Source organism: Bacillus sp. B25(2016b), from assembly GCF_001679765.1.
Taxonomy (GTDB): domain Bacteria; phylum Bacillota; class Bacilli; order Bacillales; family Bacillaceae_G; genus Bacillus_A; species Bacillus_A thuringiensis_K.
The window spans coordinates 1,049,808-1,068,273 of sequence record NZ_CP016285.1 but is presented as its reverse complement, the minus strand read 5'-3'; the positions used below and the strand labels follow the sequence as shown (position 1 = coordinate 1,068,273).

Below are 18,466 nucleotides of genomic sequence, written 5' to 3'. Positions count from 1 at the left end.
GGCACCTTTCAAAAAGGTGCCCCTTCCTTTTATTTCGTAAACTGTGCTTCTTCCGTAGATCCTTTTAACGCTGTCGTTGATGAAGTTCCGCCTGTAATCACTTGTGCCACTTCATCAAAGTAACCTGTTCCTACTTCGCGTTGATGACGTGTTGCAGAGTAGCCATGTTTTTCAGCTGCGAATTCTGCTTGTTGTAGTTCAGAGTATGCTGCCATGCCGCGCTCTTTATAGCCACGTGCTAGTTCAAACATACCGTAATTTAATGAATGGAATCCAGCAAGTGTTACGAATTGGAACTTGTAACCGTAAGATGCGATTTCCTTTTGGAAGCTTGCGATTGTTTTTTCATCTAGTTTTTGTTTCCAGTTGAATGAAGGTGAGCAGTTATATGCAAGTAGCTTCCCTGGATGCTCCTTATGAATTGCGTCCGCAAATCGTTTTGCATCTTCTAAATTTGGTTCTGACGTTTCACACCAAACGAGGTCTGCATACGGTGCATACGCTAAACCGCGCGCAATTGCTTGATCAAGACCTGCATTCGTACGGTAAAACCCTTCTGGTGTTCTTTCTCCTGTAATAAATGCTTTATCAACAGGATCGATATCGCTCATAATTAAATCAGCTGCATCCGCATCTGTTCTTGCAACGATAATTGTCGGCACTCCCATTACATCTGCTGCAAGGCGTGCAGAAATTAAATTGCGTACTGCTGTTTGCGTTGGTAGTAGTACTTTTCCGCCTAAATGGCCACATTTTTTCTCTGAAGATAATTGATCTTCAAAATGCACACCTGATGCACCTGCTTCAATCATACCTTTCATCAGTTCGAATACATTTAATTGCCCACCAAATCCAGCTTCTGCATCTGCTACAATCGGTACGAAATAGTCTGTATCATCGCTTCCTTCCATATGCTGAATTTGATCCGCACGTTGAAGCGTTTGATTAATTCGTTTTACTACAGCAGGTACGCTGTTCGCTGGATATAAACTTTGGTCTGGATACATATGCCCAGAAAGGTTTGCATCAGCTGCTACTTGCCAACCACTTAAGTAAATCGCTTTTAACCCAGCTTTTACTTGTTGCATCGCTTGGTTTCCTGTTAATGCGCCAAGTGCGTTAATATAGTCTTCTGTATGAAGCGATGTCCAAAGCTTCTCAGCACCGCGACGCGCTAATGTATGTTCAATATCAATTGACCCGCGCAGGCGAATTACATCTTCTGCCGAATATGGACGTGTGATCCCTTTCCAACGCTCATCTAATTCCCAGCTTTCTTGTAACTTCTCGATTCTTTCGTTTTTCATTTGTTCCATCCCCTTTTCATTTTTTATAAAATTTCATAACCCGGTAATGTTAAAAATGGTACGAATTCATCATTCCGAACGAGATTTGTAAACAACGTTGTCGCCTCTTGGAATCTCCCTTTCTTAAAGGCTTCCTTACCAATCTCTCTTTCTATTTTTGCTAATTCTTCTTCTTTTAACTCTTCCATTAATTCAAGCGTAATATTACGACCATCATTTAGTTTTCCACCTTCATGACGAATCCATTGCCATACTTGTGCTCTTGAAATTTCAGCTGTTGCCGCATCTTCCATTAAGTTATAAATGGGTGCTGCTCCCCGTCCGCTTAACCAAGATGCAATATATTGAATACCTACGCTAATATTCATGCGAAGGCCCTCTTCTGTAATCGTTCCCACCGGTACCTCTAGTAAATCGTTTTCTGTTACACATATTTCTTCACGTTTTCTAAAAATTTGATTTGGTGTTTTCATAATGTGATTAAACACTTCCATTGCAACCGGTACAAGTCCAGGGTGGGCAACCCAAGTCCCGTCATGACCGTCTAAAGCTTCGCGTTCCTTATCAGCACGCACTTTTTCAAAAGCTGCTTCATTTGCTTCTGGATTATTTTTAATCGGAATTTGTGCCGCCATTCCTCCAATTGCTGGTGCATTACGGCGGTGACATGTTTGAATTACTTTCAAAGAATACGAACGCATAAATGGCGCCGTCATCGTGACTTGTGCTCTATCTGGTAGTAAGAATTTATTATGATTACGGAAACTCTTTAAAAAGCTAAAAATATAATCCCATCTTCCGCAGTTTAAGCCAGCAGAATGATCTTTTAGCTCATACAAAATTTCATCCATTTCAAACGAAGCGTGAATCGTTTCCAGTAACACAGTTGCTTTAATCGTTCCATTTGGAATGCCGATATATTTTTGAGCAAATACGAATACATCATTCCATAATCTCGCTTCTAAATAACTTTCCATTTTCGGTAAGTAAAAGTATGGGCCGCTCCCTTTCGCTAAAAGAGCTTTCGCATTATGGAAAAAGTACAAGCCGAAATCTACTAAACTACCCGACATATTTTTCCCATCAACTTGCATATGCTTTTCCTCTAAATGCCATCCTCTTGGACGTACAATGAGTACAGCTGTTTTCTCATTTAATCTATATTCTTTCCCTTTATCATTTTCATGTGAAATCGTTCCCTTTACTGCATCTCGTAAATTGATTTGACCTTCAACTGCGTTTTCCCAAGTTGGTGCATTCGAATCTTCAAAATCCGCCATAAAAAGATGCGCTCCTGAATTTAAAGCGTTAATGACCATCTTTCTATCTACCGGTCCAGTAATCTCTACGCGACGATCCTCTAAGTCTTTTGGCAGCTTGGCAATTGTCCAATCCGCTTCACGTATGTGTTTTGTTTCTTCTAGAAACTTCGGAAACTCCCCTGCATCAATTCTCTTTTGTTTTTCTACACGTTTTTGTAAAAGTTCTATGCGGCGCTCATTAAAATTCTCATGTAGTTCCTTCAAAAAACTAAGCACCTCAGGTGTCAATATTTCGTTGTACGCTGGTAACATTTCTCCAACGAGTGTAACCCGTGAAGTTTGCGTCGACATATTAGCATCCCCTTCTTAAACTGTTTTATAACAGATTTGATTTCATGTTTTATATTATATAACAAATCTTCAGAAAAGGAAGTTTTTTTTGAAAATTCATTTCATTTTTTTTCAAAACGTCATTCTTTCGCGCTTTATTTTATAAAAAAAAGGCCGCTGTTATACAACAACGACCTTTTTGTATTATTTTTAAATTTCACTTTGACTAGTTAAACTTTATTACTGCCCTTGTTCCATATCATGCAATATTGCTCTATGTAAAAACTGTGCGTATTGTTCTCTCGTTACCTTCATAGACGGACCGAATTTACCTTCTCCGATTCCCATTGTAATACCATTTGTTTGTACTGCACTAATTGCATTCGTTGCCCATGAATTTGCTGAAACATCATTAAAGTTATGAGATCCTTTTGCCTGTAAGTCAAAAGCATTCGTAAGAACTTGTGCCATTTCCGCACGCGATAACGTTGCCTTCGGTCTAAAGTTTCCATTCTCGTCTCCCTGGAAAATTCCGATTTCCGTTAAAGCCAATATCTCCTCGATAAAGCTTGTTGAATTTTCATCGATATCTCCATATGGGTTTTCATATTCATCTTGTTCTTCCATATCAAACACACGGTAAATTAAAGCTGCAACTTGCTCACGTGTTACATTATCCCCAAAACCGAATATTCCATCACCATATCCCAAAATGATTTCTTGCTCCGCTAATTCATGAATTGCCTCATATGCCCAATGTCCTTTTGGTACATCTTGAAATACAATTGTATTTGTTTTTTGCAACGGTGCACTTTCCGCTTTTACACTATCACTCTCTGCTGAGAATAACACCCCACCCATAATTGTTAATGCTGTAGCTGTTTTTAATAATTTTTTGCTCATCCAATTATCTCCCCAATATGCATATGTTTTTTTAAAAATATACAGAATAAATGGTATAGAGACAATATATTTTTCGACACATTTCGTGACGGTTTTGTGAATCATATTACACATCATGTCTTTTTCATCGGGTTGATTATAAAGCTTGTGTATAACCATAAAAATACATAAATACGAATAATAATTCTTTTTAAACAAACAAAAAAGCACAACTATTTCTATTTGTGCTTTCATATTTCACTCTACTTCCAATCCTCTTTCAAATGATAATTAATAATCGCATTATTAATAAACTGAGCATATTGTTCTCTAGGTACAGGGCGATTTAATTCATACATGCCATTCCCAGTTCCTCTCACAACATTATTAGATTGTAACGCACTAATTGCATCTTCTGCCCAGTGACCTTTTGGAATATCTTTAAATGTATGTTTTTGTTTCGTTTCAAAATTAAATGCTCGTTTTAAAATGACAGCCATTTCCGCTCTAGAGATTGGTGCTTTCGGCCTAAAATCCCCTTGGCCATCCCCTGTAAAAACCCCACGTTTTGTTAACGCTAAAATTTCCTTTTTAAAAGTGGTTGTACTATCAGAAACATCTTTATATGGATTCGCTACTGGCCCTTCTTCTTTTATCTCAAGTGTTCTGTAAATAGTCCCAGCTACTTGTTCACGTGTTATAAGATCGCCAACACCATACTTCCCGTTTCCATACCCTAATATAATTTTATGATACGCTAAATCCATAATAGCATCATATGCCCAAAATCCGTATGGAACATCTTCAAACACAATCATTTGTGGATACTCTTCCGCTTTTACAGGTGTCACATTCGCCCCTGCAAATATACCTACTGCCATTGTCGCAATCATCATTACACCCAATATTTTTTTCTTCATTAACCTCTCTCCCTATTTCATTCAAATAAAATGAACTTCATTGTTTCAGGAGTACTATTTTTTGGTGAATGTAAGATAAAATGCAAATCTTCTAGAAGAAATATTTCCACTACCTTTCTGCTTTATGCCTCCTTCTTTCTTTTTCAAAAAGGAAGTTGTTACATCTAAGGTGTTATATACTAAAACATTCTACAATTTCTTTATAAACTCCTTTTCACTTTATAACTTCCCTTTATTGGCACCTAAAGGAGATACCTAATGGAGGCTACTATATTGATAGTTTATATTTCAAGGGTAGCATTTTTCGCTGAATTTTGAGGTGGGGGTCTTACTGCCCAGCAAATAACGGGATAAAAAAATCATCCTTTTTTCTTAAAAGAGGATGATTTTTTTATCTTTATTAACACTCAAATATGCTACTACTTTTGAAGAGTAAATTGGGCAACTATTTGTTTTAATTTTCCTGCTGCGTTATGCATATGTTCAATTGAAACCGAAATCTCTTGAACAGATTTTTCTTGCTGTTGAATAGACTCTTTTACCCTATCAGTTCGGTCAGATGATCTTTGGGAAATTTGAGCCATGTCTTCTGCAGAAGCCGAGATTTCCTCACTACTCGCTGCAATTTCATCTGTAGACATAGATACCGTTTGAATTTGCTCAGATACTTGCTGTACTTTTTCTGTAATTGTTCCAAATACTTTTTCTGTATGCATTACTACTTGTGTACCTGCCTGTACCTCATTATCTACTTTCCCCATCATATGTACCGTATGGTTCGTTGTTCCCATAACTTGAGTAATAAGATTCTCAATTTGTTTTGCAGAATCACTAGATTGTTCTGCTAATTTCCGCACTTCATCTGCCACAATTGCAAATCCTCTACCACTTTCACCAGCACGTGCAGCCTCAATTGCGGCGTTTAATGCTAATAAGTTAATCTGGGAGGTAATACCTTGCATAACATCAATGATTTTAACAATTTCTTCTGATTGTTCTTTCATAGTCTCTACTTGTTTCACACCGCTATGTACCGAATTTTGGATTGTATCCATCTGTTGAATCATTTGTTTCATTAATTTGTTACCACTCTCTGCATCTAATGCTGATTGAGCAGATAATTCATTTACAGAGGATGATGTATTGACTATACTCTGCATTCCTTGTGTCAACTCTTCCATCGCACCCGCAGTTTGTTCCATTGCTTGCATTTGACTTTCTGCACCATTTGCAACTTCTTCAATATCCATAGTGATTTTCTTCGCTGCACTACTAGATACTTCTGATGCAGATACTACTCCGTCTGCATGTTGGAATAAAAGCTGAATATTATTCTCTACTTCTTGCATATTTGTTCTTAGCCCTGCAATCATCTCGTTAAAATTACTTACTAATACACCTAATTCATCCTTAGCAGTATAATCACCATGTACGGTTAAATCTCCTTCTTTCGCTTTTTCCATCATACGACTAACCGTTTGTAAAGGAGCAACTATAAGCTTGCTAATAATATAACTTACTATACATATAACGATTGTAGTAACTACTACAAGAATGATAAAGGTAATAACGGATCGATCAATCATTTTTTGAGAATCTTTAAATACTTGATCAGCTAAGTTTGAAACATACGATTCTAGATCCACTGCATAACCAGCTAACTCTATTCCCTTCGGTTTTAATTCCTTCTGAAATTCATGTACCATTTGTGGCTCGTTTGTTGCCTTCGCCTTTTCAAATATTTTTTTATATGTATCTTTATAACTTGGTAAAGATTTCTTCATCTTCTGAAACAGTTCATCCTCTTGCTTACTTAAATTAAAACCATCATCATATTCTTTTAATAAAGAATCATATTTTTTAAGATCCTTTTCAATATTATTAATTATTCCCTCTTTATTTGCTACTTCATTTTGTGATGCCGTAATTAATTCTAATAAATTATATTCTAGTGAATTTTGTGTGCGAAGCATTCCTTCTAATAAAATTGCAGAATATTGATAATCATCTACTACAACCTCTGTATCATGCTTAATCTTATTAATAGAACTAATTGCTACACTGCTTATAATTACCATACCTAAAACTGCTAATGAAATAAGCGACAATAATTTATATTTCACTTTTAAATTTTGTAAAAAATACATTTTTTCACCTTTATTCCTTTATATATAGATTTTTAGAATTTTATAGCTTATTATTTACAAAATCACAATAAAAAGCAATGATAAATATTCCCAATATGAAACTTATATCTCTATAAAAAAAGAAGTAGCTATCATGCTACTCCTTTTTGCTTTGTTTCTCATATTGTTCAAACGTATGAATTCTTTCAAAAATTGGTGGGTGCGTGTATAAGAAAAATTTCACTAACGCAGGCGGATTTACTTGGCTTAAACTTGTTTTTGATAAATATTGAAAAGTTTTCACACCAGATTTCCCGTCCTTCGTCATATTTAAAGCATATTGATCTGCGGCTCTTTCTTCTATACGTGAAACGTAGTTTGTTGCTGGTTGTGCTGCAAAAGAGAGTATAGAAGAAATTAAGAAAAATAAAGGTAAAATGGAGAAACATGCCACTTTTGAAATTTGCAATGTATCTCCCCATTTGCGAATACACATATTTATAATACGACTAATTAAAAACATACCTATAAACGATAGCAACACATAACTTGCAACGCCAAAATATATATGTTTCATAACATAATGCCCCATTTCATGGGCCATTATAAATAAAATCTCTTTATCTTTTAACTGCTTAAGTGTTGTATCCCACATTACAATACGGGCGTTAGGGCCAATTCCTGTTACGTAAGCATTTAATGCATTCGTTTTTTCTGACATATTTACTTCATATACGTGTTTAGCAGGAATGTCCGCTTTGTCTGCTATCGCTAAAATTTTCGTTTCTAATTCTTTATTTTTCAGCGTCGAGAAGTCGTTATACAGTGGATCAATAACGACAGGCTGTATGAATGTTAAAAAGATTGTAAATGGAACAGAGAGCGCCCATCCTGCTAGCCACCATCTCTTCGAAAATTTACGGATAAGCCATAATAGAACGGTAACTACGATTAACATAGTCGCATAACTTTCCCAAAAACCGATAACATGATCTTTTATCCAGCTTTGTGTACTTTGTGTTGAAATGCCGTAATCAACGGACACTTTCCGGCCAATCCATTGCATCGGTAAGGCAAGTACTGTTGTCAATAATGATAAATAAAAGAAATAAATCGCAACTTGCAAAACACTTATTTTAGTCGTTTCCCTCGACCATTTCTCAAACTTTCTTGAAATACCTAGCACAAGTACAAATAATAAAATAATCCATTCAAGAGGCGTCGCTAAAAAGTATAGTAAATTTTTCACGCGCGAATAATCTTGGCTTAGCGTAAGCTCTCTAGCACTCATAAACGTTTCTGGATCTGCACTCGTTCCTTTATACATGTCCGGAATAAGTTCATGATTCCATCCAAATAAATACCAATATATAAGTAACGCAAATCCAACGTACAAAAAAAGCGACCAACCGATAACCTTCCTCACGCTATTCCCTCCTCTATGCTGCCTGTCTATTATTATTGTAAGTTCGTACACGCTAAATTAGAACAAGCTTATTATGTGAATTGCTCTGGATCTTTTTATTTACATAAAAAAACTCTTCTACATAAGAAGAGTTTTACCTATCTTTAAACACTTTCTTCGGTTCACAATCCGTAATAAGGATCACACTTACAAACCAACACGTATCCTACTTACTGTTTAGATAACATAAAGAGCCTCTTTAAGGAAGTACATCTATTAATAAACTAAAATCTTGTAAAGAGAAAGAACTATATTTCATAATACCCTGTACAGCTAAAAGTAAAACAAGACCGATCACACACATATAGTTAACGCTTTCTTCACTCTTTTTTTCAGTAACGACTCCACCACTTATACATAAAATCCCCAACAAATGGAGCGCTAAATACATGAAAAAGTAAGCTTCCTCCCAGCGCAAAATAACATTCACTGTCGTTATTAACACTAGACTAAGCAAAATCAAATAAAAAAACTTATTTGATGATATCGTTTCATTCATATGATTTTATACATCCCTTTCAAATTTCGAATTAATGATGTTTCAAAGCTATAAAGTAAATGATTGTTTTTATACCATAAAACAAAAGGAAAGCCACCATTACTTTCTCGAATACTTTATGAATCCACATATACTTCTCTTCATTCTTTCTGAAGATGCGCTTCATCATTTCTTCTACAATTAGACCAAATATTAGTAAAACCCCGAACACAACAAGAAGAGAAATAATATTTTCTTTTAAATGAGTACTAGAAAATAAGTAATACTCTGGAAACACAATCGTATCTACTACAGGTTGAAGCCAATGACAAAAGCTTTTATCACACATATCTGTGATAGACGTAGCATCTATAATATCTTTTAATATTTTTTCAACCGTCTTCTTCATCTTATTTACTCCCGACTACATCTGAAAAGCTCTTTTCCTGCTCTGCATATATAACTGGCACTTCTTTACTCCAATACTTGCGATTAACAAATAAAAAGATAAGTACTAAGTTTAATCCTGTTATAAAAATAATAAGTCCAGGAAAGAATGTCGTATAATTTGAGAAATCGGCAAAACTCATAATTTTTTCTCTACTTATTAGAAAAGACGCACCTATTACAAATGCATTGTTTAACATATGTATTGCAATTGGCATGAGTAAACTTTTCGTACGAATATATACAATCGACAATACGATGCTGAATATGGCTGCACCGAGGAAATCAACATGTAACAACGCAAACAATATTGCTACAACGATGGTCGCTATGCTCGTTCCCCATTTTGTGGCAAAACGTTGAAGTAAAAATCCGCGAAAAACAAATTCCCCAATAACTGGTGCGATGAATACGACCCTAATGACTTGAGATACATATCCCCCAGTACTATCTACAATCGGTTCATGCAGGGCATTCATAATAAAGTCCGGTGTAATCCATGCAAAACTATACATATACAAAATAAGATACCCGTAACTAAACATGCATAACATAACCGTAATGTATAAAACTTGCACCAAGTTAAATGTTTCATTTTTATTAATAAACAATGAAAATGAAATGTGATGCTTTCTATACTCATAAAAAATCCATACCATCGGAAGGATATAGAATATAAGGGTATTTATAAAAGAAGAATTTTGTATATGAAATATACTTGTTAGCAAATCGCCACTACTTCTCGCTATTAAAATTAATAGTGCAAATACAATTAAAAAATATCTAGCTCGCATCACTTGAAACGGATTCACACTCATCTCCTCCCCTATGTTACTTTTATCATATCATTTGATTCTTAATTTTTTGCGAAAGAAAACCTTAAAATTCCCTTAAAAATTCCATAAGTTACAAAAGGATGATATGATATTCGAGAAAATTAGGAGGGATGTTTATGTACCAAGCAAATATTTTACTCGTTGATGATGAAACTGCAATTTTACAATTACTAACTACCATTCTTGAAAAAGAAGGTTTTTCTCATATTACAACTGCAACATCAGCTGAAATAGCTTTATCTCTAACTAAGGAAAACAATTACGATTTAATTATTTTAGATGTAATGCTTCCTGGACAATCTGGTTTTGATATTTGTCCAATCATTCGCCAACAAACAGATTGTCCCATTTTCTTCCTATCAGCAAAAGCATCTGATTTAGATAAAATATCTGGATTTTCATACGGTGCGGATGATTATATTACGAAGCCCTTTAATCCATTAGAAGTAGTAGCACGCATGAAAGCACAGCTTCGGAGACATATGAAACAAACCGTTCCACACGAGCAAAAATCACACTCGATTTCATTTGGAAGATTTGAAATTGATCAGCACTCTGCAGAACTAACAGTAGATGGGCATATTGTCGAATGTTCCGCTCAACTCTTTCAACTACTACTCTTCTTTTGCGAGAATCCAAACTACGTATTTTCGAAAGAGGAAATATATGAAAAAGTTTGGGGAGCACCTGCCTATAATGGCGATGACAACACTGTTATGGTCCACATTCGAAAACTACGTGAAAAAATTGAACACGATCCAAGTAAACCAGAATATATAAAAACCGTTCGCGGGCTTGGTTATAAGTTCGTTACAAAGTAGGGTGACGATATGAATTTTAATAAACGACTTATTATTCAATTTATCATGCAACACGTTTTTGTTTTAGTTACATTACTTATCGCTGTAGTTGCTGCTTTTACTTATTTAATTTTTCTTCTTACTAGTACTTTATACGAACCTAATATTCCAGATTCTGATAGTTTTACAATTTCAAGATACATCTCTTCAGAAGATGGGCATATTTCATTACAATCTGAAGTGCAAGATTTAATAAAAGAGAAAAATGATTGGCTCCAAGTTGTAGATGAAAACGGAAAAATCCTCTACCACTTTAATACACCAAATGATGTTCCGAATGCTTATACGAAGACATCTTTAGTCGCATACATACAACATCATATCGAAAGTAATTATAAATTTACATATTGGGAAATTGAATTAGAAGAAAAGAAAGTACTTGTTATTTATGGTGGTATGTTAAAAAGCAATGCGTTACTGACAGCAATTCAAAAGGATCATTCCTCTTTAACGATGGATTCGTTCACATTAACAGATCAAGAAAAACAGTTACTGTCTAAAGAAAAAGCAGCACTTCAAATATTTAATCAAAATGGCGAAGAGGTTTTTTCCTATCCAACTGGAAAGAAAAAAACATTTTCAGCAATACAAATTGCCCTTAATGAAACAGAACCGTGGAATCATAAAGAAAACACGTCTAGCTTTTACGATGCAAATAGTGGCAACCTTCTCGTTGTAACTGCAAAAAATGAGCACTACTATCCAGATGATGAAATGGAAGATGTATTTACTAAGAAGTTTCTCATCGGATGCGGATTAATCCTTCTTATCGTATTTGTTTATTTAGTCATTCTTTCTATTTGGTACGGTAATAAATTCGGGAAACCGTTATTACATGCGATGCGCTGGCTTAAAAATATCGCTGGTGGAAAGTATGAAGAACCTATTAGTAAAAAAGGAAAACCTGTCAGGTTCCGGCGATCTGGTAAAGAAAAATGGTCATTCCGTTTGTTTAGAGATGTGACAAGTTCACTAGAACACCTTTCTATTACACTCAAAAAAAATGATGCGATGAGGCAAGTACTCCAGCAAACACGAGAAGAATGGATTACTGGTCTAACGCATGATTTAAAAACACCACTTAGCTCTATATATGGCTACGCATTATTACTTGAATCGAATCAATATAACTGGACTGATCGTGATATTCAGCAATTTGGTAGTGTTATGAAAGAGAAATCTCAATATATGACGACATTAATTGATGATTTAAGCTTAACGTATCAATTAAAAAATAATAGCCTTCCTGCACAGCACGTAAACGTTGAAATCAATCAGTTCGTTCAAAAAGTATTATTGCAATTTATTAACAATCCAACACTCCAAAATCAAAATATTGAATTCGTACCGAGCTCAAATAAAATTCAATATTTCATTGAAGAAAAATGGTTTCAGCGTATTATCGAAAACTTACTCGTAAATGCTGTAAAACATAATAACGAAACGACTAATGTCATCGTAAAACTATCACAAAACGCTAATTCCTTTACACTCTCCATTTCAGATGATGGAAAAGGAATGGATGAAAAAACGAAAGAACTTCTATTTGAACGATATTACCGCGGAACAAACACAGAAGAAAGCAACATCGGAACTGGACTTGGCCTAGCCATTACAAAACAGCTCGTTCATGCTCATAACGGGACAATTTCCGTTGATAGTGCACTCGGAAAAGGAACGACGATTATTCTTGTATTTCCGTTTCGTTCGTAGGAAAGACGCTATGTGGCGTCTTTTTTCTTTTCTGGGAGAATTTTATGGTAATTGAAATTATGTGGATCGTTTTTTTGAGGTGTTTTAGCGGTATATGAAATTATATCGGCGATTTTTTGAATATATCGGCGCAACTCGAATTATATCAGCGATTTCCGAAATATATCGACTTACCGGCAAAAACCGACAATACTAACCTACCTCCCTACTATACAAAGTAAAAATAACCCTTCATAACTCACTATGAAAGGTCACGCCATATTTCAACTATTTCCCTACTAACACAAACACATTCTCATCAGGTGCTTCCATTACTGCAACATGTCCTGATTCTGTTGGAAATGCTTCGCGAATCCACTTTACATCTTTATTATCTTTTAAACTCTCATACGTTTGTTGTACATCTTCTACTAATACTTCAACTTCCGTAAAATTAATATCCGGATGATTGCTTATTACTAACTCCGAACTTTTCTCATCTGGAAATTTCAATCCTATTAACGTCCAAATACTCCCTTCTTCTAGTTCTCTTTCTATCATCCAGTTTTGCTTCATTCCCATTTCTTTATAGAAAGAAACTGATCTTTCTATATCTTTCGTATGTATAGATACACATTCTAGTTTTTTGAACATTTTCCCATTTCCCCTTTTATGAAAAAGCGAACCATCTCCCAATGATTCGCTCTTACCCTATTATTTTTTCTTCACCGGTATCCAAAGCTCTACTTGTGCAAACTCACTCTTATCTTCGTGGCAACGCTCATCGTACAGTTCAAACTCTGTAACTCCGCAATGTTCATATCCTGAATGTGGGAACCATTCTGAGAATACTGCATTCCAAGTTTGGTGAATAGACGATACCATTTCTTCATAAGGAACTTTCGGCGTTGTAAATACTGCATATGTTGCTGCAGGGAAAGTACGCTTTGCAATTTCATTTGGTACATTTTCAAAGTCTGTAACTTCCATTCCAATAATATAAGTGAAGTCCCCTGTTTCTAAATTAAAATCAGTACATAATCCAAGCTCTACCCATTGGCTCGTATCTTTACGATTCGGAATCGTTGTTCCAAGATCTTTTTGTAAATATTCTTGCCAAAATGCTGGGATGTCTTGATGGTTTTTCCCTTCTTTACTTGTCGTCTTCAGTTCATAACCTGCCATTAAAAATTCTGGTTTATTTACAATACGATATTCCATTTGTATGCCTCCTAAATACGGATTTAATTTTCTTTGCTTTACATTCACGCTGTAATACATCGGTGTTTCAATTTCTTGTTTTCGATATTCACTCGGTGTCATTTGAAATAATTTCTTAAAGGCTCTCGTGAACGTTTCGTGAGATTGAAAGCCATGCTCAAATGCGATATCAATAACTTTTTCATCCGTATGAGAAAGTTGATAAGCTGCCCGGGCTAACCTCCGCTTTCGAACATACTCCATTACTGTATCACCTACTAATGCCTGAAATACACGATGAAAATGCGACTCAGAAAAACCTGCAATACGTGCTAAATTACGCAGCGTCTGTTTTTCCATTACATCTTCCTCAATATAATCAATTGACCTTTGAATTTGTGTTTCATAGCTTTCCATCTCTGTTCACCCGCCTTATATGTATTATGATAAAAGAGAACACAATCCAATTCTTGACGTTTTTTACTATAATTCCATAAAAAATTGTAACTTTTTTATATGTATTTCGTTGTTATGTATGAAGGGAGGGAAATGTAGTGAAACGCAAACAATCATTAGAAGAAATTTACTCAGAGCATATGCAAGATTTATTTCGCTATCTTCTCTCCCTAACCGGAGATTCCCACTATGCGGAAGATCTCATGCAAGAAACCTTTTACCGAATGCTCGTCCATATTGACTATTATAAAGGAGAAGAAATTAGGCCGTGGTTATTTTCAATTGCCTACAATGCCTTTATCGATTGGTATCGTAAAGAAAAGAAATATAAAACAACAGAAGTTGCAGAATTCCATTTACCAAACGTGCCAAGTACAGAACATGCATATTTCGTAAAGTTTGAGATTGCTAGTTGGTTAGAAAGTTTATCCGTTCTTCCGCTCGAAAGACGAAATGCCCTGCTACTACGAGATTACTATGGATTCTCCTATAAGGAAATAGCAGAAATGACTGGTCTCTCATTAGCGAAAGTGAAAATTGAATTACACAGGGGACGAAAAGAAATAAAAAGCATAAAGGAGTGATACAGATGGGTTGTACAGAATTTAAAAAACTATGGGAGAAATATGAACAAGGAACACTCACCCGTAATGAACAAGAGCAGCTAGAAAATCATATTGAGTCATGTGAAGCTTGTGAAGCTTACTTAGATGAGCTGTTAACAAAAACAGAACCAATTAAGAAAAAGTTACCTCCAAAAGATCTTAAAATTCCTTTTTGGAGAATTAAGTGGAAACATCGTTTACAAACGTTTGGTTTTATATTATCAATTTGCATCGTTATCTATATAATCGGCGGGGTATTATCAGCCTTTTATTTTCAAGCTAATAATGATAAAAGGCTAAAAGAAATTAGAGAGGTTCCTTCGCTGGCACTTGAAGCAACTATCCCAAATAGCCGCGTTATGGGAGGCGGAACAAGTGTAGAAGCTTTTTTCCGTACAAATAGCCAATTTGATTTAGTAAGAACCGTCGGTAAAAAAGAAATGCCACTTGGTACAATAGAAACAAAAAGCTTCTTATCATCTGTAGATATCACGAAGCAAACTTGGATGAATCCGTTCTATCAACCAAAACTCTTCTTTGTTCATCCAAAAACAGAGCAGGGTGATTATTTAAAGGATTCATCAAAAAAAGTATGGGATACACTTGCAAAAGTACATGATGGAACCGTTGCAGAAGTAGCAATTTCTTTTGATAAAGCTTACACTTTAAAAGAATTAGAACCGCTTTTATATAGCATATTTGAGGCACAAGAACTCCCTCCAACTCCTGTATGGTACGCTTTAGATACAGGACAAGAAAGAAAAAATGTAGATGACTATATCCTACATGGCGGAGAAGCTATAGGGTTTCCAGAACATGTAAGATTCCTCGATAATGAAACTGACGGGCAGAAAACGCAAGAAGACAAAGTAACCGAAATGATGCGCGTCCTTTCTATTCATAAAAAAACGGTAAGCAAAATAGCAGCGCTTTCTGAGAACGAACTAAACTTAGATAAACGTTATCAATATGTAAAGGATAACGGTGTAAAAGTATACGGAGTTGTTATTACTGGCCCATCGAAAGAGTTATTAAAATTACAAAACTCCCCGCACGTACGTTATGCGACTCTTGGAGATATTGAGATTTGGAATTGGTTTGATTATTAATAAAAAAGAAGTAGCGCTCTAAAAACGATGCGCTACTTCTTTTTTAATCCGAAATCACTTTCACATACATCCCTCTCACCGCTTTTTCATAAGCAATATCACTCATCTGTCTTATGTTTTCTGACACAACAGACGACTGAACGATTTTCCCTTCACGAAGTAACGGTGGATCAATAAGACGCACTTTATTTTTCTGATACAAATCATAATCGTTTCTATCTTCTTTTACTTTTACATTCGGATGAACTTTTCTTAATAAAGCATGTACTTCTGAATCATTACATTGCTGCAATTTCGAAATAAGCTCATCATCTTCAAGAAGAAAATCATCTGCATGAATAACCTTTTTATGAAGAGATAACTTTAACGTTTTCGCTAACATATCATTTCCGTAAATATTCATTGGTTTCCTAAAGAAATCAATTACTTCTTTGTAATACGTTTCTGTAAACCATTCTGCCATTTCGACACTTTGAACAACCATTTTCCCATCTACAGCGATGACATCTTCTAAAAAAATGTGAACTTCTTCTAAAGAAACATACCCATATGTATACATATCTCGTAATGTATAATCCACTCTGTCTGCGCATAATTCTGGCGCTGACCTTTCCAGTAACGTCCACTTCGAATCATCTAACAAAATATCTTCATAGTTATAACCATACTTCGCAAGGATCGCTGGAATTTCTGAGTTTTTCACAACAGAACTAAATATCTCTTCATGGTAACTTTCATCTTCATTATGAAAAACGTAATCAATCACGTGGGAAAAAGCAGTATGCGATACGTCATGCAGTAAACTAGCGATCTGTTCTTCTACTGAACCACCTAGTTTTTTCACTAACAACATAACACCAACTGAATGATCAAAGCGCGTTACATTCCATTTCTCGTTCATTAAGTAACTTGCGCCTGCTTGATGAATTCCCTTTAGTCTTTGCATAGACTTACTTGAAATTAATTCTTCTACTACTTGATCCACTTCAAATTCTCCGTATAGTACATCTGATATGATCACTTACAATCCCCCTTTATTTTAATCGAGTCTTATAATCTTATCTCTTTTATGAAATTAACACCAACATAAATATTTATTGTTATTTGTTTTTATTTAAAAAAATAGAGAGCCATCAGCTCTCTATTTCATAACCCCTATTCAAATGTAACTTCTACCTGCACAATCTCCGACCTACTTCCAAGTCTAAGCGGTGGTCCCCAAAATCCAAATCCAGAAGAAACAATTGCGTGGAACGCGCCTTTTTGTGCGTATCCCCAGTCTAGCTCGTACATTCTTCTCGTTACAATATGATTGGGCGCCATTTGTCCGCGGTGTGTATGACCGGATAATAATAAATCTACACCTGCCGCTGCTGCTTGTTTCAACTCAAATGGCTGGTGATCCATTGCGATAACAGGCATCGATTTATCTACCGTACTCATTAATTGTTCAAAGCTTTGACGATCTCGCTCTGTTTTATCTCTTCTTCCAACGAGATAAAAGTCATCTTCAATTGTAATTACTTCATCTAAAAGAATACGAATATCAATCTTATCCATCTCTTGTAAAAACTCTGGAACCGCTCTACCGTAGTATTCATGGTTTCCTAATACGCCATATACGCCTAATGGTGCTTTCATTTGTTTCATGATTGGTCCCATATTCTTTTGAATGAACACACCTGGATGATCATCGATAATATCACCTGGTAGCAAAATAATATCGGGCTCCATTTCATTTACATGACGAACAAGTCTTTTTAAATGCGAAACGCCAGACAGTTTACCGAAATGCATATCAGAAGCCATCGCAATGCGTAAACTTTTACGCCCCTCTACCTTTTTCGGTATGTGCACCTCGTACTTTCTTACCACCGGGCTATACGCATTAAATACTCCATACGCAAAGATAAAGATAAATGCAGCTATCACAGCCGCCCCTGTCCAAATAATTGCCGCTTCTTTCTCTACTGAAAACTGTAAAAGAAAGACCATAATATTAGCTAATGGCAACAGCATAAGCGCATATTGTATAACCGCAAACCAAATCGAACCTATCGTTCGCAGAAATGGCAAAAACTTAAACACTTGCACGAGAATGTACGCATATGAAATAAATGCAACTATGAAAGCATAATACCCCCAAGATTCCCAGCCAAATACCGCATGAAGCCAAACCCATCCGTTCCAGCCGATGTAAAACATAAGTAGTGTGTATATAATTAATATGGTAAATATATTGAGATAACGAAGATTCTTCACAGCCAGCCTCCTTATTGATTTCTTCTATTATAACTTGTTATGCACTTATAACGTAAATATTAAGCACTTCAATCTTCACAATAAAAACATTGATAAACATATCGTCTTAAAATTTTTAAGAACGGCTGTAATGGGCATTTTGGAGTCTTAAGTGTTGGATGAAATTCTATTATCTTTATCCTTCAAAACTCATCTATGCAATTATGCATAACCATCCATTCCGTTTTAT

17 protein-coding genes and 2 pseudogenes are annotated in these 18,466 nt (G+C 35.4%); 5 read left to right on the top strand and 14 right to left on the bottom strand.

Annotated features, from left to right (window positions below; genetic code table 11):
* Positions 1 to 29: 29 nt before the first annotated feature.
* The 10 genes and pseudogenes from aceA to BAQ53_RS05450 form a co-directional block, all read right to left on the bottom strand.
* Entirely contained in the window at positions 30 to 1,307 is a 1,278-nt protein-coding gene (aceA, locus tag BAQ53_RS05490) for an isocitrate lyase (RefSeq protein WP_208906589.1), read from the bottom strand.
* Between the two features lie 23 nt (positions 1,308 to 1,330).
* Positions 1,331 to 2,920 (bottom strand): malate synthase A, encoded by a 1,590-nt coding sequence (gene aceB, locus BAQ53_RS05485; protein ID WP_000107337.1) that lies wholly within the window; start codon positions 2,918 to 2,920, stop codon positions 1,331 to 1,333.
* A 219-nt stretch (positions 2,921 to 3,139) separates the two neighbouring features.
* The gene (locus BAQ53_RS05480) at positions 3,140 to 3,907 is read right to left on the bottom strand and encodes an S-layer homology domain-containing protein (protein ID WP_116777462.1); all 768 of its coding nucleotides are present in this window, start codon (positions 3,905 to 3,907) and stop codon (positions 3,140 to 3,142) included.
* Between the two features lie 137 nt (positions 3,908 to 4,044).
* Entirely contained in the window at positions 4,045 to 4,701 is a 657-nt protein-coding gene (locus BAQ53_RS05475; protein ID WP_000727106.1) for an S-layer homology domain-containing protein, read from the bottom strand.
* Between the two features lie 419 nt (positions 4,702 to 5,120).
* The gene (locus tag BAQ53_RS26575; RefSeq protein ID WP_404978265.1) at positions 5,121 to 5,912 is read right to left on the bottom strand and encodes a methyl-accepting chemotaxis protein; all 792 of its coding nucleotides are present in this window, start codon (positions 5,910 to 5,912) and stop codon (positions 5,121 to 5,123) included.
* Between the two features lie 156 nt (positions 5,913 to 6,068).
* Positions 6,069 to 6,848, bottom strand: a pseudogene (locus tag BAQ53_RS26570) (MCP four helix bundle domain-containing protein); the annotation flags it as partial.
* Positions 6,849 to 6,984: 136 nt separating this feature from the next.
* Positions 6,985 to 8,253 (bottom strand): M48 family metallopeptidase, encoded by a 1,269-nt coding sequence (locus BAQ53_RS05465; RefSeq protein WP_208906587.1) that lies wholly within the window; start codon positions 8,251 to 8,253, stop codon positions 6,985 to 6,987.
* A gap of 238 nt (positions 8,254 to 8,491) precedes the next feature.
* Positions 8,492 to 8,791, bottom strand: coding sequence for a DUF2101 family protein (locus tag BAQ53_RS05460; RefSeq protein ID WP_002163887.1), 300 nt, complete (start codon positions 8,789 to 8,791; stop codon positions 8,492 to 8,494).
* Positions 8,792 to 8,822: 31 nt separating this feature from the next.
* Positions 8,823 to 9,179: a hypothetical protein gene (locus tag BAQ53_RS05455; protein ID WP_208906586.1), complete on the bottom strand. Its 357-nt coding sequence runs from the start codon at positions 9,177 to 9,179 to the stop codon at positions 8,823 to 8,825.
* A gap of 1 nt (position 9,180) precedes the next feature.
* A complete protein-coding gene (locus BAQ53_RS05450) occupies positions 9,181 to 10,029 on the bottom strand; it encodes a CPBP family intramembrane glutamic endopeptidase (RefSeq protein ID WP_001067990.1) in 849 nt (282 codons plus the stop codon).
* 140 nt (positions 10,030 to 10,169) lie between these two features.
* Between BAQ53_RS05450 and BAQ53_RS05445 the strand changes: the two genes are divergently transcribed.
* Together BAQ53_RS05445 and BAQ53_RS05440 are read left to right on the top strand one after the other, a co-directional pair.
* Positions 10,170 to 10,874, top strand: coding sequence for a response regulator transcription factor (locus tag BAQ53_RS05445; protein WP_000283860.1), 705 nt, complete (start codon positions 10,170 to 10,172; stop codon positions 10,872 to 10,874).
* A 9-nt stretch (positions 10,875 to 10,883) separates the two neighbouring features.
* On the top strand, positions 10,884 to 12,626 hold the full coding sequence (locus BAQ53_RS05440; protein ID WP_001010452.1) for a sensor histidine kinase: 1,743 nt from the start codon (positions 10,884 to 10,886) through the stop codon (positions 12,624 to 12,626).
* 267 nt (positions 12,627 to 12,893) lie between these two features.
* Here BAQ53_RS05440 and BAQ53_RS05435 read toward each other — a convergent pair whose 3' ends face one another.
* Positions 12,894 to 13,259, bottom strand: coding sequence for a VOC family protein (locus BAQ53_RS05435; RefSeq protein ID WP_208906585.1), 366 nt, complete (start codon positions 13,257 to 13,259; stop codon positions 12,894 to 12,896).
* A gap of 60 nt (positions 13,260 to 13,319) precedes the next feature.
* Complete coding sequence (locus tag BAQ53_RS05430) at positions 13,320 to 14,222, bottom strand: AraC family transcriptional regulator (protein WP_208906584.1); 903 nt, start codon at positions 14,220 to 14,222, stop codon at positions 13,320 to 13,322.
* 137 nt (positions 14,223 to 14,359) lie between these two features.
* On the opposite strand from BAQ53_RS05430, the gene BAQ53_RS05425 reads away from it, so the two are divergent.
* Together BAQ53_RS05425 and BAQ53_RS05420 are read left to right on the top strand one after the other, a co-directional pair.
* Positions 14,360 to 14,845 carry an RNA polymerase sigma factor gene (locus BAQ53_RS05425; RefSeq protein ID WP_208906583.1) on the top strand — a complete coding sequence of 162 codons (486 nt, stop codon included), beginning with the start codon at positions 14,360 to 14,362 and terminating at the stop codon, positions 14,843 to 14,845.
* 5 nt (positions 14,846 to 14,850) lie between these two features.
* Positions 14,851 to 15,975, top strand: coding sequence for an anti-sigma factor (locus BAQ53_RS05420; RefSeq protein ID WP_208906582.1), 1,125 nt, complete (start codon positions 14,851 to 14,853; stop codon positions 15,973 to 15,975).
* 43 nt (positions 15,976 to 16,018) lie between these two features.
* On the opposite strand, the gene BAQ53_RS05415 is transcribed toward BAQ53_RS05420, so the two are convergent.
* Both BAQ53_RS05415 and BAQ53_RS05410 read right to left on the bottom strand, forming a co-directional pair.
* Complete coding sequence (locus tag BAQ53_RS05415) at positions 16,019 to 16,996, bottom strand: HD domain-containing protein (protein ID WP_208906581.1); 978 nt, start codon at positions 16,994 to 16,996, stop codon at positions 16,019 to 16,021.
* 134 nt (positions 16,997 to 17,130) lie between these two features.
* A complete protein-coding gene (locus tag BAQ53_RS05410; RefSeq protein WP_000793735.1) occupies positions 17,131 to 18,237 on the bottom strand; it encodes a metallophosphoesterase in 1,107 nt (368 codons plus the stop codon).
* A gap of 34 nt (positions 18,238 to 18,271) precedes the next feature.
* Between BAQ53_RS05410 and BAQ53_RS26430 the strand changes: the two are divergent.
* Positions 18,272 to 18,385 (top strand): annotated as a pseudogene (locus tag BAQ53_RS26430) (TetR family transcriptional regulator); the annotation flags it as partial.
* Positions 18,386 to 18,466: the final 81 nt, after the last annotated feature.

Excerpts from the sequence above, each read along its gene's own strand:
- aceA (WP_208906589.1), bottom strand. The coding sequence starts at position 1,307 with ATGAAAAACGAAAGAATCGAGAAGTTACAAGAAAGCTGGGAATTAGAT.
- aceB (WP_000107337.1), bottom strand. The coding sequence starts at position 2,920 with ATGTCGACGCAAACTTCACGGGTTACACTCGTTGGAGAAATGTTACCA.
- BAQ53_RS05480 (WP_116777462.1), bottom strand. The coding sequence starts at position 3,907 with ATGATTCACAAAACCGTCACGAAATGTGTCGAAAAATATATTGTCTCT.
- BAQ53_RS05475 (WP_000727106.1), bottom strand. The coding sequence starts at position 4,701 with ATGAAGAAAAAAATATTGGGTGTAATGATGATTGCGACAATGGCAGTA.
- BAQ53_RS26575 (WP_404978265.1), bottom strand. The coding sequence starts at position 5,912 with ATGCAAGCAATGGAACAAACTGCGGGTGCGATGGAAGAGTTGACACAA.
- BAQ53_RS05460 (WP_002163887.1), bottom strand. The coding sequence starts at position 8,791 with ATGAATGAAACGATATCATCAAATAAGTTTTTTTATTTGATTTTGCTT.
- BAQ53_RS05455 (WP_208906586.1), bottom strand. The coding sequence starts at position 9,179 with ATGAAGAAGACGGTTGAAAAAATATTAAAAGATATTATAGATGCTACG.
- BAQ53_RS05445 (WP_000283860.1), top strand. The coding sequence starts at position 10,170 with ATGTACCAAGCAAATATTTTACTCGTTGATGATGAAACTGCAATTTTA.
- BAQ53_RS05440 (WP_001010452.1), top strand. The coding sequence starts at position 10,884 with ATGAATTTTAATAAACGACTTATTATTCAATTTATCATGCAACACGTT.
- BAQ53_RS05435 (WP_208906585.1), bottom strand. The coding sequence starts at position 13,259 with ATGTTCAAAAAACTAGAATGTGTATCTATACATACGAAAGATATAGAA.
- BAQ53_RS05430 (WP_208906584.1), bottom strand. The coding sequence starts at position 14,222 with ATGGAAAGCTATGAAACACAAATTCAAAGGTCAATTGATTATATTGAG.
- BAQ53_RS05420 (WP_208906582.1), top strand. The coding sequence starts at position 14,851 with ATGGGTTGTACAGAATTTAAAAAACTATGGGAGAAATATGAACAAGGA.